The organism is Pseudomonas sp. LJDD11 (assembly GCF_024584215.1).
Lineage (GTDB): Bacteria > Pseudomonadota > Gammaproteobacteria > Pseudomonadales > Pseudomonadaceae > Aquipseudomonas.
This window is the reverse complement of the sequence record NZ_JANJFL010000015.1, coordinates 41,724-68,350: the sequence shown is the minus strand read 5'-3', so window position 1 is coordinate 68,350 and position 26,627 is coordinate 41,724. Positions and strand designations below refer to the sequence as shown.

At 61.2% G+C, this 26,627-nt stretch carries 23 protein-coding genes and 1 pseudogene; 17 read left to right on the top strand and 7 right to left on the bottom strand.

Annotated features, from left to right (window positions below):
- Window positions 1-6 precede the first annotated feature (6 nt).
- Window positions 7-1,587, top strand: a complete 1,581-nt coding sequence (locus NRB16_RS17765) for an aldehyde dehydrogenase (NADP(+)) (RefSeq protein WP_257106584.1) — start codon at window positions 7-9, stop codon at window positions 1,585-1,587.
- A gap of 35 nt (window positions 1,588-1,622) precedes the next feature.
- Here NRB16_RS17765 and NRB16_RS17760 read toward each other — a convergent pair whose 3' ends face one another.
- From NRB16_RS17760 to NRB16_RS17750, 3 genes are all read right to left on the bottom strand, one after another.
- Complete coding sequence (locus NRB16_RS17760) at window positions 1,623-3,014, bottom strand: FAD-binding oxidoreductase (protein ID WP_257106583.1); 1,392 nt, start codon at window positions 3,012-3,014, stop codon at window positions 1,623-1,625.
- Window positions 3,015-3,074: 60 nt separating this feature from the next.
- Window positions 3,075-3,797 carry a FadR/GntR family transcriptional regulator gene (locus NRB16_RS17755; RefSeq protein WP_253140760.1) on the bottom strand — a complete coding sequence of 241 codons (723 nt, stop codon included), beginning with the start codon at window positions 3,795-3,797 and terminating at the stop codon, window positions 3,075-3,077.
- A gap of 71 nt (window positions 3,798-3,868) precedes the next feature.
- Window positions 3,869-5,608, bottom strand: coding sequence for an IlvD/Edd family dehydratase (locus NRB16_RS17750; RefSeq protein ID WP_045486076.1), 1,740 nt, complete (start codon window positions 5,606-5,608; stop codon window positions 3,869-3,871).
- Window positions 5,609-5,816: 208 nt separating this feature from the next.
- On the opposite strand from NRB16_RS17750, the gene NRB16_RS17745 reads away from it, so the two are divergent.
- From NRB16_RS17745 to NRB16_RS17725, 5 genes are all read left to right on the top strand, one after another.
- Window positions 5,817-7,121, top strand: coding sequence for an MFS transporter (locus NRB16_RS17745; RefSeq protein ID WP_045486079.1), 1,305 nt, complete (start codon window positions 5,817-5,819; stop codon window positions 7,119-7,121).
- Between the two features lie 60 nt (window positions 7,122-7,181).
- On the top strand, window positions 7,182-8,135 hold the full coding sequence (locus NRB16_RS17740) for an acetaldehyde dehydrogenase (acetylating) (protein ID WP_045486082.1): 954 nt from the start codon (window positions 7,182-7,184) through the stop codon (window positions 8,133-8,135).
- Entirely contained in the window at window positions 8,132-9,151 is a 1,020-nt protein-coding gene (dmpG, locus tag NRB16_RS17735; protein WP_045486085.1) for a 4-hydroxy-2-oxovalerate aldolase, read from the top strand. The genes NRB16_RS17740 and dmpG overlap by 4 nt, the downstream gene beginning before the upstream one ends.
- A gap of 149 nt (window positions 9,152-9,300) precedes the next feature.
- Entirely contained in the window at window positions 9,301-10,473 is a 1,173-nt protein-coding gene (locus NRB16_RS17730; protein ID WP_257106582.1) for a hypothetical protein, read from the top strand.
- 197 nt (window positions 10,474-10,670) lie between these two features.
- A complete protein-coding gene (locus tag NRB16_RS17725; protein WP_257106581.1) occupies window positions 10,671-11,345 on the top strand; it encodes a hypothetical protein in 675 nt (224 codons plus the stop codon).
- A gap of 12 nt (window positions 11,346-11,357) precedes the next feature.
- On the opposite strand, the gene NRB16_RS17720 is transcribed toward NRB16_RS17725, so the two are convergent.
- Entirely contained in the window at window positions 11,358-13,742 is a 2,385-nt protein-coding gene (locus NRB16_RS17720; RefSeq protein ID WP_257106580.1) for a penicillin acylase family protein, read from the bottom strand.
- Between the two features lie 151 nt (window positions 13,743-13,893).
- On the opposite strand from NRB16_RS17720, the gene NRB16_RS17715 reads away from it, so the two are divergent.
- Window positions 13,894-14,838 carry an alpha/beta hydrolase gene (locus tag NRB16_RS17715; RefSeq protein ID WP_253112015.1) on the top strand — a complete coding sequence of 315 codons (945 nt, stop codon included), beginning with the start codon at window positions 13,894-13,896 and terminating at the stop codon, window positions 14,836-14,838.
- Window positions 14,839-14,844: 6 nt separating this feature from the next.
- On the opposite strand, the gene NRB16_RS17710 is transcribed toward NRB16_RS17715, so the two are convergent.
- On the bottom strand, window positions 14,845-15,591 hold the full coding sequence (locus tag NRB16_RS17710) for a DUF2059 domain-containing protein (RefSeq protein ID WP_045486100.1): 747 nt from the start codon (window positions 15,589-15,591) through the stop codon (window positions 14,845-14,847).
- A 188-nt stretch (window positions 15,592-15,779) separates the two neighbouring features.
- Here NRB16_RS17710 and NRB16_RS17705 point away from each other — a divergent pair, with 188 nt between their 5' ends.
- On the top strand, window positions 15,780-16,415 hold the full coding sequence (locus NRB16_RS17705; protein ID WP_045486103.1) for a 2OG-Fe(II) oxygenase: 636 nt from the start codon (window positions 15,780-15,782) through the stop codon (window positions 16,413-16,415).
- A gap of 9 nt (window positions 16,416-16,424) precedes the next feature.
- On the opposite strand, the gene NRB16_RS17700 is transcribed toward NRB16_RS17705, so the two are convergent.
- Window positions 16,425-16,946, bottom strand: coding sequence for a DUF962 domain-containing protein (locus NRB16_RS17700; RefSeq protein ID WP_253112017.1), 522 nt, complete (start codon window positions 16,944-16,946; stop codon window positions 16,425-16,427).
- Window positions 16,947-17,030: 84 nt separating this feature from the next.
- Here NRB16_RS17700 and NRB16_RS17695 point away from each other — a divergent pair, with 84 nt between their 5' ends.
- Window positions 17,031-17,741, top strand: coding sequence for a Crp/Fnr family transcriptional regulator (locus tag NRB16_RS17695; RefSeq protein WP_045486109.1), 711 nt, complete (start codon window positions 17,031-17,033; stop codon window positions 17,739-17,741).
- On the opposite strand, the gene NRB16_RS17690 is transcribed toward NRB16_RS17695, so the two are convergent.
- A complete protein-coding gene (locus tag NRB16_RS17690) occupies window positions 17,738-18,703 on the bottom strand; it encodes an AraC family transcriptional regulator (RefSeq protein WP_257106579.1) in 966 nt (321 codons plus the stop codon). The genes NRB16_RS17695 and NRB16_RS17690 overlap by 4 nt on opposite strands.
- A 143-nt stretch (window positions 18,704-18,846) precedes the next feature.
- Between NRB16_RS17690 and NRB16_RS17685 the strand changes: the two genes are divergently transcribed.
- From NRB16_RS17685 to NRB16_RS17650, 8 genes and pseudogenes are all read left to right on the top strand, one after another.
- Window positions 18,847-19,428 (top strand): alpha/beta hydrolase, encoded by a 582-nt coding sequence (locus tag NRB16_RS17685; protein WP_045486115.1) that lies wholly within the window; start codon window positions 18,847-18,849, stop codon window positions 19,426-19,428.
- A gap of 81 nt (window positions 19,429-19,509) precedes the next feature.
- Window positions 19,510-20,460 (top strand): sigma 54-interacting transcriptional regulator, encoded by a 951-nt coding sequence (locus NRB16_RS17680; RefSeq protein ID WP_045486118.1) that lies wholly within the window; start codon window positions 19,510-19,512, stop codon window positions 20,458-20,460.
- 232 nt (window positions 20,461-20,692) lie between these two features.
- A pseudogene (locus tag NRB16_RS17675) lies at window positions 20,693-21,469 on the top strand (MetQ/NlpA family ABC transporter substrate-binding protein); the annotation flags it as partial.
- A gap of 197 nt (window positions 21,470-21,666) precedes the next feature.
- Window positions 21,667-22,563, top strand: coding sequence for a TauD/TfdA family dioxygenase (locus NRB16_RS17670; protein WP_257106578.1), 897 nt, complete (start codon window positions 21,667-21,669; stop codon window positions 22,561-22,563).
- A 30-nt stretch (window positions 22,564-22,593) separates the two neighbouring features.
- Window positions 22,594-23,478, top strand: coding sequence for an ABC transporter ATP-binding protein (locus NRB16_RS17665; protein WP_045486126.1), 885 nt, complete (start codon window positions 22,594-22,596; stop codon window positions 23,476-23,478).
- A gap of 42 nt (window positions 23,479-23,520) precedes the next feature.
- Window positions 23,521-24,399: an ABC transporter permease gene (locus NRB16_RS17660; protein ID WP_253112021.1), complete on the top strand. Its 879-nt coding sequence runs from the start codon at window positions 23,521-23,523 to the stop codon at window positions 24,397-24,399.
- Window positions 24,400-24,428: 29 nt separating this feature from the next.
- The gene (locus NRB16_RS17655; protein ID WP_253140770.1) at window positions 24,429-25,445 is read left to right on the top strand and encodes an ABC transporter substrate-binding protein; all 1,017 of its coding nucleotides are present in this window, start codon (window positions 24,429-24,431) and stop codon (window positions 25,443-25,445) included.
- A gap of 435 nt (window positions 25,446-25,880) precedes the next feature.
- Entirely contained in the window at window positions 25,881-26,582 is a 702-nt protein-coding gene (locus NRB16_RS17650; protein ID WP_257106577.1) for an RHS repeat-associated core domain-containing protein, read from the top strand.
- The last annotated feature ends 45 nt before the right edge of the window (window positions 26,583-26,627 follow it).

Below are 26,627 nucleotides of genomic sequence, written 5' to 3'. Positions count from 1 at the left end.
TCACGTATGACCAGCATCACGGGTTGCAACTACATCGGCGGTCAGCGCAGCGCGGAAGGCCAGACCACCTTGCAAAGCTTTGACGCCAGCACCGGGCAGGCCCTGCCTTATGCCTTTCATCAGGCCACCGAGGCCGAGGTCGATGCTGCGGCGCGGGCGGCGCAGGACGCCTATCCGGCGTTTCGCAGTTTGCCGGCGGCACGGCGGGCAGAGTTTCTTGAGGCCATCGCCGATGAGCTCGATGCCCTGGGTGAGCATTTCGTCGCGCTGGTGTGTCAGGAGACGGCATTGCCAGCGGCACGCATCCAGGCAGAGCGGGGCCGAACCAGCGGGCAGATGCGGCTGTTTGCCAAGGTGTTGCGCCGGGGTGACTTTTACGGCGCGCGTATTGATCGTGCCTTGCCTGAACGCCAGCCTCTGCCGCGGCCGGACCTGCGCCAGTGGCGGATCGGTCTGGGACCGGTGGCGGTGTTTGGGGCCAGCAATTTTCCGCTGGCCTTCTCCACGGCCGGTGGCGATACCGCAGCGGCATTGGCCGCTGGCTGCCCGGTGGTATTCAAGGCCCACAGCGGGCACATGGGCACCGCCGAACAGGTGGCTGATGCGATCTTGCGTGCTGCGCGCCGCACTGACATGCCGACCGGTGTGTTCAATATGATCTTCGGCGGTGGCGTGGGGGCCTGGCTGGTGCAGCATCCGGCCATCCAGGCGGTCGGCTTTACCGGCTCGCTGGCCGGTGGCCGGGCCTTGTGCGACATCGCCGCCGCGCGCCCCCAGCCGATTCCGGTCTTCGCAGAGATGTCGAGTATCAATCCGGTGCTGCTGTTGCCTGAAGCCCTGCAGGTGCGGGGTGAGCGCATCGCCTCGGAGTTGAGCGCAGCGGTGGTCTTGGGCGCCGGGCAGTTCTGTACCAATCCCGGACTGGTGATCGGCATACGTTCGGCGGCCTTCGATGCCTGGCTGCAGCACTTCACCCGATTGATGGGTGATCAGCCGGCACAGACCCTGCTCAATACCGCAACCCTCAAGAGCTACTGTCACGGTCTTGAGCGGCTGCATGCGCATCCAGGTGTCAGCCATCTGGCCGGTGCCGCGCAGCAGGGCCAGCAGGCCCACGCCCAGGTGTTCAAGGCCGACGTCGCGCTGTTGATCAATGGCGATGAACTGTTGCAGGAAGAGGTGTTTGGCCCGACCACGGTGGTGGTCGAAGTCGCCGACCAGGCCGAACTGCTGCGTGCCTTGCACGGCTTGCGCGGCCAACTGACCGCGACCCTGATCGCCGAGCCGGCTGATCTGCGCAACCACACCGAACTCACCGGCCTGCTGGAGCACAAAGCCGGGCGGCTGCTGGTTAATGGTTATCCGACCGGGGTCGAGGTGTGTGACGCCATGGTGCATGGCGGTCCATATCCGGCCACCTCCGACGCGCGTGGCAGCTCGGTGGGCAGCCTGGCCATCGATCGCTTCCTGCGTCCGGTGTGCTACCAGAACTACCCTGACGAATGGCTGCCCGATGCGCTCAAAAATGCCAACCCGCTGGGTATTGAGCGGCTGGTAGATGGGCTGCACAGCCGCGAGGTGCTGTAGCGGTAGGAGGGGCTTTAGCCCCGAAGGCTTCGCCGCTAAAGCGGCTCCTGCAGTGCCCGGAATATCTTGCCCGGATTCATCAGGCCCTGCGGGTCCAGGGCCTGTTTGATGGCGCGCATGCTGTCGATGGCCACCTCACCATGTTCCTGGAGGAGAAAGTCGATCTTGTGCAACCCCACACCATGTTCACCGGTGCAGGTGCCTCCGGCCTGCAACGCGCGGTGGACGATGGCGTGGTTGAGGCGTTCGGCCTCGATCAGTTCGGCCGGGTTATCCGGCGCCAGCAACATGCAGACGTGGAAATTGCCATCCCCTACATGGCCGAAGATCGGCGCCGGCAGGTAAGACTGGTTCAGGTCCTGTTCGGTGGCGACCACGCATTCAGCCAGTTTCGACAACGGTACACAGACATCCGTAGACAGCGCTCGGCAGCCCGGCTTGAGTTGCAGGAAGGCGAACAATGCATCGTGGCGGGCGCTCCATAGCCGGTTGCGGTCCTCCTGACGGGTCGCCCACTCGAAGTTCTGCCCGCCATTGCCCTGGGCCAGCCCCTGCACGGTTTCAGCCTGTTCAGCCACGCTGACCTGATTGCCGTGGAACTCCAGAAACAGCGTCGGCGCTGCGCGCAGGTCGAGTTTCGCGTAGCGGTTAAGCGCCTCGATGGCCAGGCGATCGACCAGTTCGGCACGGGCCACCGGCACGCCCATCTGGATGGTTTCGATCACGGTCTGCACCGCCCCGGCGACACTGTCGAAGCTGCATACCGCGGCGCTGATCGCCTCGGGTTGTGGGTGCAGTTTGAGGGTGATTTCGCTGATCACCCCCAGGGTGCCTTCGCTGCCGATCAGCAGCCGGGTGAGGTCGTAGCCGGCCGATGACTTCTTGGCCTGTGAGCCGGTGTGCATGACCCGACCGTCAGCCAGTACGGCCTTCAGGCCCAGTACGTTCTCGCGCATGGTGCCGTAGCGCACGGCGTTGGTGCCTGAGGCGCGGGTGGCGCACATACCGCCGATGCTGGCGTCGGCTCCCGGGTCGATAGGAAAGAACAGCCCGCTGGCGCGTAGATACTCGTTGAGGGTCTTGCGGGTAATCCCCGGTTGCACCGTGATGCTCATGTCTTCGGGGTTGAACGCCAGCACCTGGTTCATGGCCGACACATCCAGGCTCAGGCCGCCCTGCACGGCCAGCAGATGGCCTTCCAGGGATGAGCCGCTGCCATAAGGGATCACCGGCACCCGGTGGGCGTGGCACAGGCCGAGAATGGCGCTGATTTCTTCAACCGTATGGGCAAACGCCACGGCATCGGGGGGGATCGGGTCGTACAGGGATTCGTCGCGGCCGTGGTGTTCGCGAACGGCCGTGGCGGTGCTGAAACGCTCGCCGAGCAAACCGCTCAGCGCATCAATGAACGAGGCAGGCAAAGGCATGGCAGGCTCCGTGGGCATGGTGTCCGGTCGCCTGCCCGAGCATGACCCAGCTGCCTGACGCTATAGCGGCGTCAGGACGTTCATCACGGTATCGAGGGCGGCACGGGTGTCGTCGAGCTGGACCAGCGAGGCATAGCGGGCAGCCAGGGCATCGCGGTTCTTGATGGCGGTGAGGATGGCCTGGTGGCGGGGCAGGCTGAGTTCCTGAATGTTGGGACGCATGTTGGTCAGGTTGATCGACTCGCGCAGTGGTAACGACAGCATGTTGCACATGTAGGCCAGCAGGTCGTTGTGGGTGGCGTCGGCAATCGCCCGGTGAAAGTCCAGGTCTGGCTGGAGCATTTCTTCGCGGGTCTGTGCCGCCGCCATACGCTGGTAGGCGTCCTCGATCACGGCGATATCGGCATCGGTCGCCGTGGTGGCCGCCATGGCGGCAATCTCCGGTTCGAGAATCCGTCGTACCCCGGCCAGCGTGTTGAAGAACTCGCTGTGCGGGGTCGAGCGCATCAGCCAGAACAGTACGTCCGGGTCGAGCAGGTGCCACTCTGCACGCGGTCGTACCACGGTGCCGACACGCGGCTTGGAGAACACCAGGCCTTTGGCGGTCAGTACCCGGGTGGCCTCGCGCAGCACTGGCCGACTGACCTTGTATTCCTCGCACAGAGTAGCTTCCGGGGGCAGTTTTTCTTCGGGCTTGAAGCGGCCGGAAACGATATGCACACCCAGTTCCTGAACGATCTGCGCGTGCATGCTTTTGCGTGGTTTGGGGGTCTGGTAATCCATAAAGACGCAAGGACTCTGGCGAAATGCGCTGCATCATAACATCCCTCCAGAGCCCTTTCGGCTTCGTGCGGTCAGTGTGAGTGCCGCGGCACTTGCGAGCCACGGCAGCCGACCAGAAAGTCGAAGTCGCAACCCTGATCAGCCTGCATGACGTGATCGACATACAGCCGCGCATAGCCACTGGAGAAGATGTTCGCCGAGGTGTCGGGCTGCAGGTCGGCCAGGCGTCCTTGCAGTTGCTCGTCGCTGATGTCCAGATGCAGCCGGCCGCTGTGGCAGTCCAGCTCGATGAAATCACCATTGCGCACGGCCGCCAGCGGGCCACCGGCCGCCGCTTCCGGGGCGACGTGCAGAACCACAGTGCCGTAGGCGGTGCCGCTCATCCTGGCGTCGGAAATGCGCACCATGTCGGTCACGCCCTTGGCCAGGACCTTGGGCGGCAGGCCCATGTTGCCGACCTCGGCCATGCCCGGATAACCCCGTGGGCCGGCGTTTTTCAGCACCAGTACGCAGGTTTCGTCGACATCCAGGTCCGGGTCGGCGATGCGTGCCTTGTAGTCATCGAAGTTTTCGAACACCACAGCACGACCGCGATGTTGCATCAACGCCGGGGTGGCCGCTGACGGCTTGAGCACCGCACCGCGTGGCGCCAGATTGCCGCGCAGGATACACAGCCCGCCATCGGCCACCAGCGGGTTGTCGATGGGCCGAATCACTTCGTCGTTGTACTGCGGCGAAGCCTGGCAGTTGTTCCAGATGCTCTTGCCGTTGGCGGTCAGGGCGTGCGGGTTGGGTAGCAGGCCGTTTTCACCCAGACGGCGGATCACCGCCGGCAGGCCGCCGGCATAGTAGAACTCTTCCATCAGGAAGCGCCCGGAAGGCTGCAGGTCGACCAGCGTCGGTGTACCACGACCGACCCGTGTCCAGTCGTCCAGCTCCAGCTCAACACCAATGCGTCCGGCGATGGCCTTGAGGTGAATCACCGCGTTGGTCGAACCGCCGATGGCGGCGTTGATGCGGATGGCGTTTTCAAAGGCCTCGCGGGTGAGGATTTTCGACAGACGCAGGTCTTCGTGAACCATGTCGACGATGCGCATGCCCGACAGGTGCGCCAGCACGTAGCGGCGCGAGTCCACGGCCGGAATCGCCGCGTTGTGCGGCAGCGAAGTGCCGAGGGCTTCGGCCATGCAGGCCATGGTCGAGGCGGTGCCCATGGTGTTGCAGGTACCGGCCGAGCGCGACATGCCCGCTTCGGCCGAGAGGAACTCGTCGAGGCTGATCTGGCCGCCCTTGTAAGCCTCGTGCATCTGCCAGACCACTGTGCCCGAGCCGATGTCCTTGCCCTTGTGCTTGCCATTGAGCATCGGCCCGCCAGTGACGACGATGGCCGGCACATCGCAGCTGGCGGCTCCCATCAGGAGGGCCGGGGTGGTCTTGTCGCAGCCGGTGAGCAGCACCACCGCATCGACCGGGTTACCGCGGATGGCTTCTTCGACATCCATGCTGGCCAGGTTGCGGGTCAGCATGGCCGTGGGGCGCAGGTTGGACTCACCGCTGGAAAACACCGGGAACTCCACTGGAAACCCACCGGCCTCCAGCACGCCTTTTTTCACGTGCTCGGCGATCTTGCGAAAGTGTGCGTTGCAGGGGGTCAGCTCTGACCAGGTGTTGCAGATACCGATGATCGGCTTGCCCTGGAACTCGTGGTCCGGAATGCCCTGATTCTTCATCCAGCTGCGGTACATGAAGCCGTTCTTGTCGGCAGTGCCGAACCATTGGGCGGAGCGCAGGGAGGGCTTTTTGTCGGTCATGATCGGCGAACTCTTATTGTATGACTATTTGGGTTTCGTGCTGAAAACATACACCATAAAAATCGCATTTCAAGTGGTTGTCAGCTAAATAGTATTACTATATTGTTCGATTCATGGGGTTGATACGTCCTTGTCGATCGCTGGGCGGTTAATTAGTCAGATCAATCGCAGCCAACCTATCCATAACAAAAACAAGTGGAGAACAGCTATGAATCCGGAATCTCGGATCATTCGCAGGCTTACGCTCAGGTTGATTCCCTTCCTGATCCTGTTGTACCTGGTCGCCTTCATCGATCGCTCGGCGGTCGGCTTCGCCAAATTGCACATGAACGCCGATCTGGGCCTGAGCGACATGGCCTACGGGTTTGGCGCAGGTCTGTTTTTCATCGGTTATTTCATCTTTGAAGTGCCCAGCAACCTGCTGCTGGAGCGATTCGGAGCGCGGCGCTGGTTTGCCCGTATCCTGATCACTTGGGGGGCGATCACTGTGGGTATGGCGTTCGTCCAGGGGCCTTACAGTTTCTACCTGATGCGCTTTTTGCTGGGCGCGGCAGAAGCCGGGTTCTTTCCGGGCGTGCTGTACTACATCACCCGCTGGTTCCCGGTACGCAACCGCGGCAAGGTGCTGGGCTTTTTCATCCTGTCGCAGCCCATCGCGCTGATGGTCACCGGACCGTTGTCGGGCTGGATCCTGGGCATGAACGGTATTCAGGGTCTTGCTGGCTGGCAGTGGCTGTTCATTATCATCGGTCTGCCGGCGATTGCCCTGGCCTGGCCGACCCTGAAAATCCTCCCGGATACTCCCAAGGATGCCCGCTGGCTGGCTGAAGCCGATCGGCAGTGGTTGCAGGGTGAGCTGGAAAAAGACCGCATCGAGTACGGCCAGACCGAACACACCAACCCGCTACGTGCCCTGACCGACCGCCGGGTGCTGATCCTGGCCCTGCTGTACCTGCCCAGCACCCTGAGCACCTATGGCCTGGGCCTGTGGCTGCCAACCCTGGTGCATCAGTTCGGTGGCAGCGACCTGACCACCGGTTTCATCTCGGCGATTCCGTACATCTTCGGGGTCATCGGCCTGTTGCTGGTGCCGCGCAGTTCCGATCGGCTCAATGACCGCTACGGGCACCTCACCGTGCTGTACATCCTCGGTGCCACGGGCCTGTTCCTGAGTGCCTGGCTGAGCATGCCGGGCTGGCAACTGGCTGCCCTGTGCCTGACCGCATTCAGCCTGTTTTCGGTCACCGCCATCTTCTGGGTTCTGCCGGGACGCTTCCTGTCCGGTGCCACCGCTGCGGCGGGCATCGCCCTGATCAACTCGTTCGGCAACCTGGGCGGCTACATCGGCCCATTCGGCATCGGTGCGCTCAAGGAGTACACCGGCACGCTGTCATCGGGGCTGTACTTCCTGGCAGCGGTGATGCTGACCGGTGTAGTCCTGACCTGGCTGGTTTACGCCCAGCTTGAAAAGAAAGCCGAGAAGCCTGCCGACGCGCTTGGCCAGACCACCTGACTTTCCCTCTTTACCTCTGCGGCGGGCCGCCATGCCCGCTGCCCTGGAGCAACCAAACCAATGACCAGAAAGCTTAAAGTCGCGATCGTCGGCTCGGGCAATATCGGCACCGACCTGATGATCAAGGTGCTGCGTAATGCCCGTTACCTGGAAATGGGCGCGATGGTCGGCATCGATCCGGCCTCCGATGGCCTGGCCCGTGCCGCACGTCTGGGGGTGGCGGTGACCCACGAAGGGGTCGAAGGCCTGACCCGTCTGCCGTTGTTCGACGAGATCGATTTTGTCTTCGATGCCACCTCGGCCGCGGCCCATGTGCGCAATGACGCCTTGTTGCGTGCGGTGAAACCCGGTATCCGCCTGATTGACCTGACCCCGGCGGCAATCGGCCCTTACTGCGTGCCGGTGGCCAACCTGGAACAGAACCTGGAGCAGTTGAACGTCAATATGGTGACCTGCGGTGGCCAGGCGACCATCCCCATGGTGGCGGCGGTGTCACGGGTTGCCAGGGTCCATTACGCCGAGATCGTCGCCTCTATTGCCAGTAAGTCAGCTGGCCCCGGAACTCGCGCCAACATTGATGAGTTCACCGAGACCACCTCGCGAGCCATTGAGGTCATCGGCGGGGCCGGCAAAGGCAAAGCGATCATCGTCATGAACCCGGCCGAGCCGCCGCCGATGATGCGCGACACGGTGTTCGTGTTGTCCGAGCGTGTCGATCAGGCGCTGATTGAAGCCTCGGTAACCGAGATGGTCGCTGCCGTGCAGGCGTATGTGCCCGGTTACCGCCTCAAGCAGCAGGTGCAGTTCGAGGTCATCCCGGTCGATGCGCCGTTGAACATTCCGGGGCTGGGCCGGTTTTCCGGGATCAAGACCTCGATCTTTCTGGAAGTCGAGGGCGCCGCCCATTACCTGCCGGCCTATGCGGGCAACCTCGACATCATGACGTCTGCCGCACTGGCGACCGCCGAGCGCATGGCGCAATCGATGCTGAACGCCGGAGGATCCTTGCAATGACTTTCAACCCCGAGAAAAAGCTGTATATCTCCGATGTGACGCTGCGTGATGGCAGCCATGCGGTGCGTCACCAGTACTCGATCCAGAACGTTCAGGACATCGCCCGGGCGCTGGACAAGGCCAGGGTCGACAGCATTGAAGTGGCCCATGGCGACGGCCTGCAGGGATCGAGCTTCAACTACGGCTTTGCCGCGCATTCCGATCTGGAGTGGATCGAAGCGGTGGCCGATGTGATCAGCCATGCGCGCATCACCACCTTGCTGCTGCCAGGCATCGGCACGGTGCACGACCTCAAGGCCGCTTATGATGCCGGTGCCCGCTCGGTGCGTATCGCGACCCATTGCACCGAGGCCGATGTCTCGAAGCAGCACATCGAGTTCGCCCGCTCGCTGGGCATGGACACTGTGGGCTTTTTGATGATGAGCCACATGATTGCGCCCGAGCGGCTGGCCGAGCAGGCGCGGCTGATGGAAAGCTACGGTGCGACGTGCGTGTACATGGCCGATTCTGGTGGTGCGATGAGCATGCAGGATGTGCGTGAGCGGTTGCGCGCGTTCAAGGCGGTGCTCAAGCCTGAAACCCAGACCGGCATGCATGCCCACCACAACCTCTCGCTGGGCGTGGCCAACTCCATCGTGGCGGTGGAAGAGGGCTGTGACCGCATTGATGCCAGCCTGGCCGGCATGGGCGCCGGGGCCGGCAATGCACCGCTGGAAGTGTTCATTGCCGCCGCCGACCGGCTCGGCTGGAACCATGGCACCGACCTCTACACCCTGATGGACGCTGCCGACGATATTGTCCGGCCGCTGCAGGACCGGCCCGTGCGGGTCGACCGCGAATCTCTGGCGTTGGGCTATGCAGGGGTGTACTCCAGCTTCCTGCGCCACAGTGAGGCCGCTGCCGCCCGCTATGGCCTCAAAACTGTGGATATTCTGGTCGAGTTGGGCAAACGCGGCATGGTCGGCGGTCAGGAAGACATGATCGTCGATGTGGCACTGGATCTGTTGAATCGCTAGATATCGGTTGGCAACAGCCGCGAAGGTTTCGCGGCTGGGCTACGAAGCAAGCGCTATCAGACATGTAGGACACGTCCAATTTTGCTGTAGGCCCGTAAATCCCCGTCGAGCGCTTGCTAGGCTGCGATCCCACGATCAGGGACCGCGCGATGAGCGAGCCAAAAACCACCCCGCAATACACCAAAGCGCCCGACACCGGCCTGCGGGTCATGCCGCGGCCGACCCCGCCGCAGAGTGCTGAAAGCCTCCCGCCGCCACCGGTCTACAGCTTCGAAAACCCGCCACCCAGAAAGCTTCTGCGGCCTGAACCTGCTGTCGGCGCCGAACCCGGCTTTTACATCGTGCCACGCAGCATGTCGCCGGCGGAGCTGTACCGTGAGCTGTTCAGCGCCATGCCCAACGCCGCGTTGCGCTCGTTCAGCCAGCTCAATCCCGGCCTGGATCAAACCCTCAAGGCCGGCACCCTGATCGTCCTCAGCGACCCGAACAACCGCACCTGCACCTTTGCCGAATCACAACTGTTGGCTGCCGCCGAAGAGGTCAAGGCTGCCCTGGCACCACTGACGCCTGATGAGGCTGACTTCATGATGCGCCATGCCGCAGAGATCGCCACATTTACAGGCGAGACATCGACCTGGCTGGGGGTGAGTGCGGCGGTGATGGAGGCGCATTTGAAGAAACTGGGCGACACGTTGGTGAAGATTGAGAAATTGCATCAGGACAGTTTTGGTAAATACGGCCACTTGAGGGCGCCGGAGTTTTTGGCTCAGCGAAAAGAATTGCTTAAAGAGCTCGATAGTCATCTGTTCGGCTCTAGAAATCTCAAGGGGCTTGCGACCTTCGATGGCCATCCCAAGTTGAAAAACGCGCTGGGGATTTCAAGTCGTAGCCTCGTTCATCATTGGCGCAAGGCCGGAGGAGCGGGGGCTATTCCTGGTTATTCCGAGCATGTTAAGGCGATTGCCAAAGCTACCGGATGGATGAAGACAGGCGGCTATATCGGCATTGGGATTGGCGGCGTTTCGGGTGTGATGGCGATCAAGGAGGTATGCGCTAATGGCGATGACCAACAGTGCAGAAAAGCAATGATTACCGAGGGTGGAAAGTTCCTGGGGGCAAGCTATGGAGGCTATAAGTTTGGAGGACTGGCGGCTGGCTATGCCGCATCCATTTGTGTGTTCGTGGGGGTACCTACGGCTGGAGTCGGAGCTGTGGTTTGTGCCGGTACCGTTGTTGGACTGGCTGCCCTAGCAGGAACGGTAGGGGGGGCAGCGCTTGGGGAGTGGGCTGGTGAAGTCATATATGAGCACGTCGTAGATTGATCAACGGCGGATCTAGCTCTGCTTCAGAGTTTTCTCAGCTCTTTCGAAAATTAGTATTCAGGGACGCCTCTGGACGTTCAGGTTGTGCTTGATAGGTGGTAATTCTGTTGATCTTGAATCTTGGGGTTGCGATTTTTTTCTGTGTGTTTATAAGTATTACTGTTGAGTTATATGTCAGGTGGCGCTGTCTATCCGGTATGTTGAAAGCACTGGGAAGAAGCTCGCTTTTTTCTTCGGTACGTGAAAGGAATCTTGAGCATCAAGGTCGGCTTTTTAAAACAATGCTGTTAACGGACATTGGTACTGCGCTGATTTTTTCCCGCAGCAATGTGCGTACTGGCGTGCTTGATCCTGCCGATGTCGCTGAATTTCCTCGTCGCTTGAGGCTCATGGCAGTGACTTTTGTTCTTTCGTCTTACGCCAGTGTGTTATCGATTCTCGTTTGTGTAGTTCTTATGGGGCTGGATGACTTTGCCGAGCCTTATGCCTATATACCCTGGCAGGAGCTTGCGTTGTTTTATTCTTATAGTATTGCAGCTTTAATGCTCGCAGTGAGTGTCTGTCTAAGTGTCTATGCGATTCAGTGCCATTTGCCGGCTATGCTTGCTGCGATCAAGAAAGATCATCCTTATAGAGCCAAACTGGAGCAAGACCTGCGTTGGCACGGAACCTCGTGGCGCTCGATTCTGTTTGTGCTGATTTGCAGGACGGTGGCTGCCAATGGTCGCAAACTGAGAAATTTTGATGGCGATGTTTTTGATTTAAACACTTTGCCTACCCGCCTCAAGTGGGTGGCACGAGCCAACATAATCTGTGCGTGGACCGGCATTGCGTCTGCACTGATCGCTCTGGCGTTATACATTTTGTGGTGACCACCATCCCGGCTACTTTGGCACCAACCGCAATTCCCCCTGCCGATGTGCCTGCACATCCGCCTCACTGAACCACTGCGGCACGTACTCGCCACGAATGTAGCTTTCAGCCTGGTCGGCATAGTGGCGGTCAAACGGTACGCCGCTCTGGCCCACCGGGTTGATGCCCAGGCTGTTGGCCGGGTCGGCGAAGTCGATCAGGCGGCGGGTCGAGGGGCCGTAGTTGACCGGCCATGGCGCGGGGCCGGTGCGTGATGACAGGTTATTGGGGACCTCGTGGCTGCCGGGGGCCGGGAAGGGGCCGACGTTAAGCAGCCAGTCCAGAGGCTTCTGGGCACCCAGCGGATGGGCGTGGGTCAGTTGATGAACCTTGCCCCATTGCCACTGCTGCGAGTCATTGCCGTACAGGCTGCGCAGGTGATCGAGGCTGGCGCGCCAAGCGGCCTGGACGATCTCGCTGCGGCTTTCGCGGGCCAGCGTCTGACGGTCGTCCCACCACGGCGAATCGGCGTCGGCGGCCAGGCGCGGCATGGCCGAGTCGAACACCCGGGTTGAGAGCAGGGTGTCGAACAGGGCATCGCCCAGCTCGTCCTTGAAGGCTTTGTCTGCCAGGTTGAACAGCAACTGATTGAACAGCGTGGCAGCCACTGAGTTCAGCGGGTAGTCGCCTTGCCAGGTTGCAAGCTGGCCGAGCAGCGCCCGTTCGGTCGGGTCTTGAGTGGCTCGCAACAGCTCTGGCAACAGGGGCTTGAGGATGCTCGGCGCATAGTCAGTGGTGGTGCCCAGTTGCAGGGCCTTGCTCGACTTCAGGTCCCATTTCACTGAGGCATCACGCAGTTGCCGATCAAGCTGTTGGCCGCGTTGCGGTGGGTTGTAGTAGCCGGGAATCTCGAGGCCGGCCGGCGATAGCGGCTGGAAATTGGCCGAGATGATGTAGCCGCGGGCCGGGTTTTCTTCCTGGGGGTTGGCGCTGAACGGGTGAAAACCCGGTTTTTCGGCCTGGCCGCTGCTGCCGTCGAGAATGAAGGCCGGGTTGACGCCCTGTGGGCGGATTGGCAGTTGCCCGGCAGCCCACCAGCCAATGTCGCCGCTGGCGTTGGCCCAGACGATGTTCAGCCCCGGCGCCTGAATCTTCGCTGCGGCGCTGCGCATCTTGTCCAGCGTATCGGCGCGGTTGGCCTGATAGAAACCGTCGAGCACCGGGTTATCGGCCTCCAGAAACGACCACCACATGGCAATCGGTGTGCTGCCGGCCTGTTTGCCCAGCGCGTCGTTGATGATCGGCCCATGCGGCGAGCGGCGCAGGGTCAGGGTCACCGGTGGCTGGCCCTTGACCGCGATCTGCTGTTCGCTGCGGGTCATCTCCACCCAGCGGCCCTGATACCAGACCTGCTCGGGGTTGTCTGGGTTGATTTTCTCGGCGATCAGGTCCAGGTCATCGTTCTGGAACATGGTCAGGCTCCAGCCGAAATCCATGTTGTGACCGAGAAAGGCGAAGGGGTTAAGCGCCTGGTAGTGACCGTACAGCTCGAAATCCGGGGACGACAACTGCGCCTCGTACCACACCGCCGGCACCGAGAAGCGGATATGCGGGTCTCCGGCCAGCAGCGGCTTGCCACTGCGGGTGCGGCTACCGGCGATGGCCCAGGCATTGCTGCCTTCGAACTGTGGCAGGCCGGCGTCCTGCAAGGCCTGTTGGCTCATTTGCGCCAAGGCACCGAGGTCTTGCCAGTCGTTGTGGCTCAGCCCCGGCTGGCCAGCCAGCATGCCGTCGGGATGCCATTGCAGATCGAATACTTTCAGGTAATTGGCGCCCAACTCGTCACGCACGTAGGTCAGCAACGGTTCGGTACGAAACGCCGCAGCGAAGCTATAGGCCAGGTAACCGCCGATGCTCAGGGTGTCTTCGGCGCTGAACGGCCGTTTCGCAATGCCCAGCAGGTCGAACTCCAGCGGCCTGGCGCGGCTGTCCTGGTACTGGTTGATGCCGTCCAGATAGGCCTCCAGTGCCTGCCAGGCCGGGGTTGTACGGTCCTGACGGGCGACATAGGCGTCGGCGTGTTCGCGGATGCGCAAGGTGCGGAACAGCCGGTCTGTGTCGATCAGTTTGGGGCCCAGTACCTCTGCCAGTTCACCGCGCGCCAGACGGCGCAGCATTTCCATCTGGAACAGCCGGTCCTGGGCTTGCACATAGCCCAGCGCCCGGTACATGTCGGCCTGGTTTTCGGCGCGGATATGCGGCACACCACGTTCGTCATAACGCACGCTGACCGGCGCGCGCAGACCGTTGAGGGCCAGTTCGCCGGCACGCACGGGTTGTTTGCTGTGGACGTACCAGGTCGCACCTGCGACAAGCAGGCCAAGGGCGATGGCGAGGACGGTAAGGCTGCGTTTCATCCGGTGTCTCTGCAAGTGGCTGGCTGACTGAAGCTGAGCCGCACCCTACAGTCTGTGACGCCGCCTGGGTAGTGTCAGCTTGTGGCTTGCCAGCCAGCGACAGACAGATGAAGATCAGTGCAACACCTTGCCCAGCGCCTGTGGATTTGCCATGACCGACACCTTCGACCCCGATCAGTTACGTGCCAGCCTGCAGCCGCTGAGCGCCGATGATGTTCTGTCGCCAGCCGGGCAGGCTTACCAGCGTTTCTACAGCCTGGGTGCATTGGGCGGTGAAAAGGTCATTCGCAGCTGGCTGGGCCGTCTGGATGTGGATCAGTACCAAATCGTCGGCCAGGTCTGGTTGCCGGAGCGACCGCTGGCGACACTGATTCTGATGCACGGTTTCTACGATCATATGGGTTTGTATCGGCATGTGATCGAGTGGGCGCTGGCGCAGAACTTTGCGGTGCTGTCTTGCGACCTGCCGGGGCATGGACTGTCCAGCGGCAGCCGGGCGAGCATTGGTGACTTCGCCGAGTACCAGACCGTGCTGCAGCGTCTGCTGGCCGAGGCGCAAGCCTTGCAGTTGCCGCAGCCCTGGCACTTGTGCGGGCAGAGCACCGGCGGCGCCATCGTGGTCGACCATGTACTGCATCGCGGCAGCGACAGCCCGGCCCAAGGCCAGGTGATTCTGTTATCTCCGCTGGTACGGCCAAGGGCGTGGGGCTGGTCCAAGGCCAGTTACTACTTGCTGCGACCGTTTGTCAGCGGCATTGCCCGGCGCTTTACCGAAAACTCCAATGCCCCGGCGTTTCTGCCGTTTCTGATGGCCGACCCCTTGCAGCCGCGGCGCCTGCCCACTGCCTGGGTCGGGGCGCTGGCACGCTGGATCGTGCATATCGAGAAGGCGCCACGCAGCGAACGGCAGCCGTGGATCGTGCAGGGCGAGTCGGACATGACCGTGGACTGGAGCTACAACCTGAGTGTGCTCAACGAAAAATTCAGCGACCCGCAGATTCTGATGCTGCGTGAGGCCAGGCACCACCTGGCCAATGAGATTCCCGAATTGCGCGCTCAGTATTTCGAGTTTCTCAATGGGCGCTTTCGGAGCTGAACCCACTTACAGGTTTGAGTTGCTCTGCCCGACTGCCAGGCCTGCCTTGATCGCCGCCAGCGCCGCCTGATAATAGGCCCGACCTTCGGGTGATTCGGCAAAGCTTGAGAACTGCTCCAGTTCCGGGTCCGAAAGGTCGCGGTAGACGTACAGCAGGGTGTTGTTGAGGTCTGCGGCAATCTGCGCCATCAGGCGTTCGCGCTGGCCTTCGAGCATGCCTTGGGCCTGACCACCGCCCAGCAGCCCCGGAATCATCTGGCTGAGGCTGTCGGCGGCGACGCCGGCCAGCGCCAGGCTGACCTCGGCACCGGCCTGCTTGGCCGGCAGCGCCTGGGCCAGATGGCCGATCAGCAATTGGCGGGTCGAGTCGGCCTGGATCACCGGCAGGCCCTGGGCGTGTTTGGCCAGTTGATCGGCGCGGGTGGCGGTCAGCTCGGCATTAACGATTTTGCGCCCCAGCGGCGACTGAAAAAAACGCAAGGCCGGAGCCGGATCCTTGAGGGTTTCGCGCAGCCGCTGCGCTGCGCGCTGGTCGACGGCCTGCGCCGCAAAACGCTGGTTGCTGTTGTTGACCAGGGCCTGGAACACCGCCGGTGGCAGGTTGGCCTGATAGCGCTGCTGCGCAGCCTTGAGCGCGTCATTGAAATGCGCCCGTTGTTGCGGCCAGCCAGCGGCCTTGTACAACTGATCGAAGTTGTCTGCCCAGGCAGGCAGTGCGCACAACAGCAACAACACAACACACAAACGACGCATTCGGGACTCCTGTCGGCAGGCCACTATTCTCGGTGCGTTAGCGGGGGTTTGTCGAGGCATGCCTGCGCCGGATCAATTAAAACTGCAACAGCCCGGTAACCCACTATTGGATAGCCGGGGTTACGGCTACTATAGGCAGCCTCTGAAAACGTTTGCGAGGCACTCGCAGTCAGTTTCTGAGGTGCTCCATGCACGCCACGCCCATCCCCACCGATCACCCCTTGTTACAGCGCATCGTTGACGACCTGGCCACCCGCGGCTGGTCGCAGCAGGACGTGTTCCTGCCTGATGAACTGACCCGCGAACTGGCCGCCGAGTGCCGTCGGCGTGCCGCTGCCGGTGACCTGGAGCCGGCCGGGGTTGGTCGTGGGCTGGCGCAGGAGGTGCGCGAGGGGATTCGCGGCGATCATATCCAGTGGCTGGAGCCGGGGCAGTCAGGTGTCTGTGACCAGTACCTGCAGGTCATGGACAGCTTGCGGACGGCCTTGAACCGCGATTTGTTCATGGGCCTGGAAGATTTCGAGAGCCACTTCGCCTTCTACCCGCCGGGGGCGTTCTACAAGCGGCATCTGGATCGCTTTCGCGATGACGACCGGCGCATGGTCTCGGCGGTGTTGTACCTCAATCCTGACTGGCAGCCCCAAGAGGGCGGTCAGTTGCGGATGTACCTGGAAAACGACGCGCCGCATGACGTGCAGCCGATCAGCGGTTGCCTGGCCATCTTTCTGTCTGGTGAGGTGGCGCATGAGGTATTGCCGGCCAGCCGCGACCGGCTGTCGCTGACTGGCTGGTTCAGGCGCCGGGGCAACGACGTCCTGGCCTGAGCCGGTTTCTCAACCTGTGACAGGCTTACGCTTGCGTACCGGCCCCACCCGTTTCTCGATCGCCTGCTGCAAGTCCTTGCGCATCCCCAGCAGGAAGGCCAGTTCTGCCACCACGAACAACGGGCCGATGATCAGCCCGGTCACGTCGTCAATGAACGCCGGTTTGCGGCCTTCGTAATAGTGGCCGATGAACTGGATGATCCAGCCAGTCACGAACAGGCCCACGCCCCATGCCAGCCATACGCTGGTGGATTGCTGTGCCAGGCTGGCACCGCTCCATAGGCATAACAGCAGCAACACCGACATCAATACGCCCAGTGGCCGGTCCAGACGCAGATAGAAACGCACCGACGCCACGGCGACCAGCAAGGCCGGTGACAGCCATAGGCCGTAGGCAAGTACCCCAGGGCGTGACAGAAGAATCGTCACGGCCAGTACGATCAGTGGAATACCCAGGAAGTGGGTCACGATATTGCGCCAATCACGGTGATAAGCCGCATATTGGCTGAGATGATCGACCAGGTTTTTCATTATTATTCCTGTCCGCAGCGTTGATGGGTTGGCTACACAGTAGCTGCTCCAGCAAACACCTGCCTACGAAAAAAGGGAGCAGAAATGACAAATGGAACGCTGTGGCGGTCGCGCTTGATGAGCGACTACTGGTTTGGGCAATTGCCGGCCGCCTTGCAAGACGCTTTATTGGGCGCTGCGCGACAACGGCGTATTACCCCAGGCAAGCTGCTGTTTGCTCAGGGTGACCCGCCCTGTGGCCTGTACGTGCTGCTTGAGGGCGCGGTGCGCATGGGCAGTGCCGGGCAACAGCGTCTGACGCCACGGCTTGAAGAGCTGGTGGCGCCGTTCTGGTTTGGCGAGGTGTCGCTGTTCGATGGCCAGCCACGCACGCTGGATGCCTATTCTCTGGTGCAGAGCATCTTTTTGCAGGTGCCCCAGCCGTTTATTGATCAATGGCTGCTTGAGCACCCTGAAGATTTACGCTTTTTTGCCCAGTTGCTCAGTAACAAGCTCGGCCTGCCATTGCTGCGCCCGGAAAAACTGCACAGCCTGCCGGATCGCGCCCGCGTCGCCTGGCGGTTGTTACTGCTCTGCGAAGGCTACGGGCAACTGAGCCATGCCCGGCGGCTGGTCGGTTTCGAGGCGATTGAAGCCTGCCCTACCGTAGCGTTGTCGCGCGCCGCCTTGCTGGAAGTCCTGCAAGACTTGCAGCAGCGCAGGATCATCCGGCTGGGCCAGGAGCAACTGGAAGTCTTCGATATCGATAAGCTGCGCAAGGCAGCCAATGTGCTGCGCGCCCGCGCACCCTGCTAACGTGCCAGCCCCTGGCGATACTGCGTCGGGGTCAGGCCGGTCCAACGCTTGAAGGCGCGGCTGAAACTGTCGACATCGGCAAACCCCAGCAGCGACGCAATCTCGCTGAGTGAGGCGTCCGGGTCGTTGATGTGCAGCAACGCAAGGTTTTCCCGGCACTGGTTGACCAGCAGATCATAGCGGCAGCCTTCGTCGGCCAAGTGCCGTTGCAGGCTGCGCAGGCTCAAGCCTAAAACCTGGGCAACGGTCTCGGCGCTCGGTTCGCCTTCGGGTAACTGCGCTTCGATCACGCTGCGCACCCGTGGCTCCCAGATCAGCGCCTGGGCCTGTGCTGCCGGCTCGCCCGGCTGGGTGGCGCCGTCATCCAGGTGGCTGTCGAAGTCGCGGCTGGCGAACACCAACAGGTTGTGCGCCGCGCCGAAAAACAACGGCGCGCGAAACAGCTCCTGCCACGGCAGCGGGTTTTCCGGCTGGGGGCGTTGCAGGTGCACCTCCAGCGGTGCATAGCTACGCCCCAGGCGGTTACGGCAGGTGCGGACGTAGATGGCAGCAAAGGCATCGAGCATCTCGGGCACGGGAGCCGCGCAGTCTGGCGGTGGGCTGAAGCTGAATTCGTAGCGCTCGCCGGTTTTCTGGAAGCTCAGTTGCAGGGCGTCGCGAGTGGGGGAGTGATAGCGCACGATCCGCTCGAACACCTCGCGCAACGATTCGCTGGCCACCAGGGTGTAGCCCAGCGCATGAAAACTGGTCGGGCTGACAAAGCGTGACACCCGCAGGCCCAAGGCCGGGTCGGCGCTGGCCTGCACTGCCAGTTGCCACAAGCGTAGCGTCGCCCCCGGCGCCTCGCGCGTGTGCGGGTCAAACCCGGCTGCCAGGCACAGCCCGGCGCTGTCCAGGCCCAGGACGTCGAGTTGCTTGCGCAGAGCGCGGGTCCAACTGGCGAGGCTGCTTGGCTCGGGCATGCGCGATACACCCTGTGTTGGCTAGGGGAGAAGAAATGCTGTTATTTCTTTATGGAATTAATAAATATCTTCTTATTCCTTAACGAATATATATTGCCTCCCTATACTCGCTGCATGGATACAGGCCTTCAGGAGGCGACCCCATGCATAACGAATCCATCCGTTATCTGATCGTGCCAGGTTGGCAAGGGTCGCCGGACGATCACTGGCAGACTCATTGGCAGAATAGCTTGCCCAACAGCGCCCGTGTACAACAGGCTGACTGGGACAAACCACGTCGTGAAGATTGGGTGGGTGAGTTGCAGCGTTCGATTGCCGCGCACAGCTCGCCGGTGATCCTGATCGCCCATAGTCTGGGCTGCATCACGGTGGCGCACTGGGCGCAACTGGCGCCGGTCGAGTCGCTGCGTCAAGTGCATGGGGCATTGCTGGTTGCGCCTGCCGACGTCGAGCGGCCCAATTGCCCGCCGGCGCTGCGAAATTTTGCGCCGATTCCCGATCACCTGCTGCCGTTCCCGACCCAGATTGTCAGTTCTGACAACGATCCGGCGGTCAGCACCCAGCGCGCCATGGAAATGGCCCGCCACTGGGGCGCCGAGGTAGGCTTTCTGAGCCAGGCCGGGCACATCAACGTCAAGTCCGGTCACCAACGCTGGGAGCAGGGCTTCGCCTACCTTTACCGCCTGCAAAGCCGCCTGGAGCAACAGTCGCGTCGGCGCGCTTGAGTCTGCGTTTTATTTATCAGCTCCGATCCGGGGCCATTTTTTGTAACGCCGGGGCCAGGATGGCGCTGGCGGGAGTTATTCATGAGTGTTCAAGAGATTCCTGGTCAGTCGTTTCTGACCTTCCCCGATGCTGACAAGAGCCCGTTGAGCATCCGTGCCAAGGCGCTGGTGTTCATCGACCCCCGCTCGCGGCAGTTGCGTACCGAAATGGAGCAACTGGCGGCGGGGCCGTTGCCGATCCTGATTCGCGGCGAACCGGGCACCGGTAAAGAGCTGCTGGCCCGCCACATTCATCGTGGCAGTGATCGCGGTGGCCTGTTCGTTTCGGTCAATTGCGGGGCGCTGAGTCCGACCTATGCCGAAGCCGAGCTGTTCGGCCACGCGCCTGGCGCCCACAACGGCTCACCGAGCAGCCGCGCCGGCTGGTTCGGTTCGGCCAACGGCGGCACGCTGTATCTGGATGAAATCGGCGACCTGCCGCTGCCGATTCAGAGCAAGCTGTTGGCCGCGCTGGAAAATCATGAAGTCACCCGGGTCGGCTCACAGCAGCCCAGCCCGGTGGATGTGCGCCTGGTCGCGGCGACCAGTATCGACCTGGCCAAGGCCGTGGCGGCGGGCAAGTTTCACGAGCGCTTGTACCATTACCTCAGCGAAGGCCGTCTCGACCTGCCTGCCTTGCGCGAGCAGCCGGGAAATATCCTGCCGTTGGCCGAATACTTCGTCGGTATCTACAGCCAGCGCCTGAACCTGCCGGTGCAGTTGATCAGCGATGCCGCCCATGAGGTGTTGCAGGCCCACGACTGGCCGGGCAATACCCGCGAGCTGGAAAACGTCATCCACTTCGCCTTGCTGGTCAGCAGCGGTGAAGAAATTCTGCCAGAACACCTCAACCTGCCGGGCAGCAACGATCCGCTGGCTGAAATTGAACGCCAGACGCGTCGTTTGCTGGGCAATGCCGAGCCTGCGCAACTGGCGCAGCTGAAAAGCCTGTTGCAAACACTGACCGGGCGCCTTGAGCAACTGCCGGGCTGAGCCCTTTGAGTCACTGATTTCAACGCCGTAGTCCGTGATGGGCTGCGGCGTTTTTTTGCCAACTGGTCAGGAAATAGCGCACCAGAGGCTTATCTGTAAAAGTAATAAGAAGATTGATAAAAAGTATTTTGTGGTAATAAAAAAGCCCGCTAATGTCTGCTCCACGTCCCAATGGCCACCATCGGGACCCTCAAATACTCATAAGCAACACAGATCCTCCAAGGGGCAACGCATGAAAAAGACATTCCTGATGGCCGCACTGGCAGTGGCGTTCTCGACAGGCCTGGCACATGCCGGCGAGAAACTGGTGGTTGGCGCGACCCCGGTTCCGCATGCCGAAATCCTTGAGCTGATCAAGCCGACCCTGGCCAAGGAAGGGGTGGACCTGGAAATCAAGGTTTTCACCGACTACGTGCAGCCCAATGTACAGCTCAACGAGAAGCGTCTGGACGCCAACTACTTCCAGACCAAGCCTTACCTGGACGGGTTCAATAAAGGTAAAGGCGCGACCCTGACCACCGGTGTGGGTGTACACGTCGAACCCTTTGGTGGTTACTCGTCGAAATACAAGAGCCTGAACGAGCTGCCTGAGGGCGCCACCGTGGCGATCCCCAACGAGGGCAGCAATGCCGGCCGCGCCCTGTTGCTGTTGCAAAAAGGCGGCCTGATCACCCTGAAAGACCCGACCAACGCCCTGTCTACCCCGAAAGACATCGCAACCAACCCCAAAAAGCTGAAATTCCGTGAGCTGGAATCGGCGGTACTGCCGCGTACCCTGAGCCAGGTCGATCTGGCGCTGATCAACACCAACTACGCGCTGGAAGCCAAGCTCAACCCGAAAAAGGATGCACTGATCATTGAAGGCGCCGATTCGCCGTACGTGAACTATCTGGTAACCCGTGCCGACAACGCCAACACCGACGCGATCCAGAAGCTGTCCAAGGCGCTGACCAGCCCTGAAGTCAAAGCTTTCATCGAGAAGAAATACGACGGCGGGGTATTGCCGGCGTCCAAAGCAGTAACAGTTCCATTAGCAGCATTTTCGGGGCTGAAGCCGCTCCTGCAGGCGTACGCCCGTAGGAGCGGCTTCAGCCGCGAAGCATTTGAAACCAGTCATATGCATATTCAATAACGGTATTTAAATTTAATTTCTTATATCGATACAGTTACTCCATTCAGTTTCTGGTCCTTTGAATCGGAGTACTCATGCCAGCAGCCTCCCTCGCTTCTTCAGCCGCACAATCGACCAGCCAATCCTTCGAAGTACGCCCTTTGTCCGGCAATGTCGGTGCAGAGATTGTCGGCCTGGATTTGTCTCGCAGCCTCAACGACAGCGACTTTGCCCGGGTCCATAAAGCCCATCTGGACCACCATTTGGTGGTGTTCCGTGACCAGCGGATCACCCCGCAGCAGCAGATCGATTTCAGCCGCCGTTTCGGTGTATTGCAGATCCACGTGCTCAAGCAGTTCCTGTTGGCCAACCACCCGGAAATCCTCATCGTTTCCAATATCGTTGAAGACGGCCAGCCCATCGGCCTTGGCGATGCCGGCAAGTTCTGGCATTCGGACCTGTCCTACAAAGAGCTGCCAAGCCTGGGTTCGATGCTCTATGCCCAGGAACTGCCCAGCGAAGGCGGCGACACATTGTTCGCCGACATGCACAAGGCCTGGGAAACCTTGCCTGAGCATCTGCGCAATGCCGTGGAAGGCCGCAAAGCAGTGCACAGCTATACCGCGCGCTACCGTGACGGTCACAACGCCGAAAACTGGCGGCCGACCCTGACCCCCGAGCAACTGGCTCAGGTGGTTGAAGTGGCGCATCCGGTGGTGCGTACCCACCCGGAGAATGGCCGTAAGGCGCTATTTGTCAGTGAAAACTTCACCACCCATATCGTCGGTGTGCCTGAAGACGAAAGCCGCCAGATTCTCGCCGAGGTGTATGCCCACAGCACCCGCCCCGAGAACGTCTACCGCCACCAATGGCAGGACAACGACATGGTGTTCTGGGACAACCGTTCATTGATCCACCTGGCGACCGGCTGCCCGGCCCATCTGCGCCGCCGCTTGCACCGCACGACCATTCAGGGCACTGCGCCTTACTGATCAGCCGTACCGATTTAGAGGAGCGCCGACATGAATGCTGTCGTGCAAAGCCATACGGCTAGCCATAACAATCCCGCGCAACAGGCCAATCAGCCCGCCGCTGAGGCCTTGTTGCAAGTACAGAATGTGAGCCTGGAATACCGTACCCCGGAGCGGGTTGTGCGGGCGACCCATCAGGTCAGTTTCGAGGTCGATCCGTCTGACCGCTTCGTCCTGCTCGGCCCCTCGGGCTGCGGCAAGTCCACCCTGCTCAAGGCCGTGGCCGGTTTCATCAGGCCCAGCGAGGGGCAGATTCGTCTGGCCGGTCATCAGGTCAGCGAACCGGGACCGGACCGCATCGTGGTGTTCCAGGAGTTCGACCAGTTACCGCCCTGGAAGACGGTGATCGAGAACGTCATGTTCCCGCTGCTGGCCTCGCGCACCCTCAAGCGTCCCGAGGCGCTGGAGCGTGCCAAATACTATCTGGACAAGGTCGGCCTGAGCGCTTTCGCCCAGGCGTACCCGCACACTTTGTCTGGCGGCATGAAAGCGAGGGTAGCGATTGCCCGCGCGCTGGCCATGCAGCCGAAGATCCTGCTGATGGATGAGCCTTTCGCCGCGCTCGACGCGCTGACCCGGCGCAAGATGCAGGAAGAGTTGCTGGAGCTATGGGACGAGGTGCGTTTCACCCTGTTGTTCGTCACCCACTCCATTGAAGAGGCGTTGGTGGTCGGCAACCGCATTCTGCTGCTGTCGCCGCATCCGGGCCGGGTTCGCGCCGAGATCAACAGCCACCAGTACGACTTGCAGAGCCTGGGCGGGGTGGGGTTTCAGCAGACCGCGCAGCGCATCCACCGCTTGCTGTTCGACGAGCAGCCCGGTGGCAGCCAGACCGAGCGTGAACTGGGCTTTCAGGACATACGCATCGCGTATTGAGCATTCACCGGCAGGCCTGGCCTGCCCGCAGAGATTCAAACCATGAGTATTTCCACCAATCCGTCTTCGCCGCGCCGCGAAGAATATGAAGTCGCGCTTGAACCATTCGTTCAGAGTGAGCTGGCCCGTGACATTCCCCTGCTGCAGCGCATCTGGCAACTGGGCTGGGTGCGCAAGACCCTGATCATGATCGTCCTGGCCGTGCTCTGGGAAGTGGTCGCCCGCATCCAGGCCAACGACCTGCTGCTGCCGAGCTTCTTGCAGACTGCCAAAGCGTTTTACGAAGGCCTGCTCAGCGGCGAACTGCTGGGCAAGGTATGGATCTCGCTTACGGTGTTGATTCAGGGGTATCTGATCGGCATCGTCCTGGCCTTTGGTCTGACCACCCTGGCGGTGTCGACCCAACTGGGCCGTGACCTGCTCAGTACCCTGACCGCCATGTTCAACCCGCTGCCGGCCATCGCCCTGTTGCCGCTGGCGTTGCTGTGGTTTGGTCTGGGCCAGAACAGCCTGATCTTCGTCCTGGTGCACTCGGTGCTCTGGGCACTGGCGTTGAACACCTATGCCGGTTTTCTGGGGGTGTCCGAGACGCAGCGCATGGCCGGTCGCAACTATGGCCTCAAGGGTCTGCGCTTTGTCTGGCACATCCTGATTCCGGCGGCGCTGCCGTCGATCCTGGCTGGCCTGAAGATTGGCTGGGCCTTCGCCTGGCGCACCCTGATCGCCGCCGAACTGGTGTTCGGCGCCTCGTCGGGCAAGGGCGGCCTGGGCTGGTACATCTTCCAGAACCGCAACGAGCTGTACACCGATAAGGTGTTTGCCGGCCTGGCTGCGGTGATCCTTATCGGCCTGCTGGTCGAGAACCTGTTGTTCGCCAACATTGAACGTCTGACCGTGAAACGCTGGGGCATGCAGCGTTAAGCATCACAAAATTCCAAGAGAGTCTTTCCATGAGCACTATTTTCAAACGTTCGGCCTTGGGCGGCCTGGCTGCGACCTTGGCTTTGAGCGGGCTGTTCAGCAGTACGGCCCAGGCCGAAGGCAAGATCAGCATCGCCCAACAGTTCGGTATCGGTTACCTGATTCTGGACGTGGTGCGCGACCAGAAACTGATCGAGAAACACGGCAAGCAACAAGGTCTGGATATCGAGGTGAACTGGAACAGCGTTTCCGGCGCCACGGCGATGAACGAAGGCCTGCTGGCCGGCGCACTGGATGTGGTGTCGGCCGGCGTACCGCCGATGCTGACGGTCTGGGACCGGACAAAGGGCAAGCAGAACGTCAAGGCCATTGCCTCGTTGGGTTCGATGCCCAACTACCTGCTGACCAACAATCCGAACGTGAAGACCCTCAAGGACTTCTCGGAAAAGGACCGTATCGCCGTACCGGCAGCGGGAGTGGGTTTCCAGTCGCGGACCTTGCAGATCGAAACTGCCAAGCAGTTCGGTAACGACAACTACAAGAAATTCGACAATATCTCGGTGAGCCTGGCCCATCCGGATGCCACGGCTGCGCTGCTTGCCGGTGGCTCGGAGATCAATTCGCACTTCTCCAGCCCGCCGTTCCAGTACCAGGCGCTGGAAAACCCTAACGTACATAAAGTGCTCAGCTCGTATGATGTGCTCGGTGGCCAGGCTACGTTCAACGTCCTGTACACCACCCAGAAGTTCCACGACGAGAACCCCAAGACCTACAAGGCGTTCTACGACGCACTGGCCGAAGCCGAGAAGATCATCAAAGCCGACAAACCGGCGGCTGCGCAGACCTACATCCGTGTCGAACAGTCCAAACTGCCATTGGCGCTGGTCGAGAAGATCGTCGCCGATCCGGAAATCGACTTCACCATCACCCCGCAGCGCACCTTCATCTATGCCGAGAAGCTGCATGAACTGGGCGTGTTGAAAAACAAGGCAGCGAGCTGGAAGGACTACTTCTTCGAAGAAGCCCACAGTACGCCGGGGAGCTGAGTAACCAGTGCCGGCCATATAGCGCAATAAACACCGAAGCTTGCAGGAGCAGCTTTAGCTGCGAAGCCTTCACACAGCGTCTTCGCGGCTAAAGCCAATACTGTTCAGATAAGCACTGCGGACCCGGTGGGAAGAGCCGGCCGGCGCCCCGGTCTGCTCGCGAAGAGCCGGTAAAGTCACAGCATCTGCTGCGAATGTGCTGCCGCCTTCGTTGTGGTTCGGCACTCCGACAACCGGAGCGCCGGCCGGCCACTCCTACCGAGATGTGTGTACTTAAGCGAACAGCATCGCGGCTAATGCTGAGGTACATCCACAGCCGGTGTGCTGGTTTCTCTGGCCCTTTCGCGAGCAAGCTCGCTCTTACTTCTGCCAGTACCCGACTCCTTTGCGACAGAGCATTGTTGACGCCTCTCTCGATACTTTGAGCAGGCCGTTATGGCGATGCGTATCTACCGCTACGATCCGCTGGACCGTCTGGCCAGGACCAGAAGCCTGGCCGCTGACGAACACTCGTCGCCCGGCTTCAATGGCGAGTTGCCCGACCCGCTGACCGGGCACTACCTGCTGGGCCATGGCTACCGGGCGGATAACCCGGTGCTGATGCGTTTCAACAGCCCCGACAGCCTGAGCCCGTTTGCCGAAGGCGGGATCAATGCCTATGCCTACTGCCGAGGCGATCCGGTCAACCGCTGCGATCCCACGGGGCACGCTGATTTTTTTGGGGATTTCTGGCGTGATGTGATGCCGATCCTTGGCATGGTGGTACCGCTGATCACCTCGGGAGTGCTGTACAAATTCACCAAACCCAGGATTGCCAAGCTGCGCGCGGGCAACGCGACCACCGGTGACAAACTGGTGGTGGCAGGTTCCGCTGCGGTGGCGGCCTCGGCCATCGTGGGGATTGCCGGTACGGTGGTCAGGTACGTGGTGCCCGAATCGAATGCAGGGCATGCGCTTGGGGCTCTGGCTCTGCTGGGCACAGGCGCTTTCAGCGGGATGCGTTATGCCGGTCTCAAGCTGGGTAAGGTTGCTGCGCCTGCGTCGTCCCCCATAGCGCTTGCAGGGATTGGTTCGTTACCGGTGCGCAGAAGCATCATTGAACGGTCCGTTGCCGGAGTGACGCAGAGGCCGGCGTAACTTCGGAGCAGAAACAGCTTTTGAGTCGTCGTGACAGGAACCCTT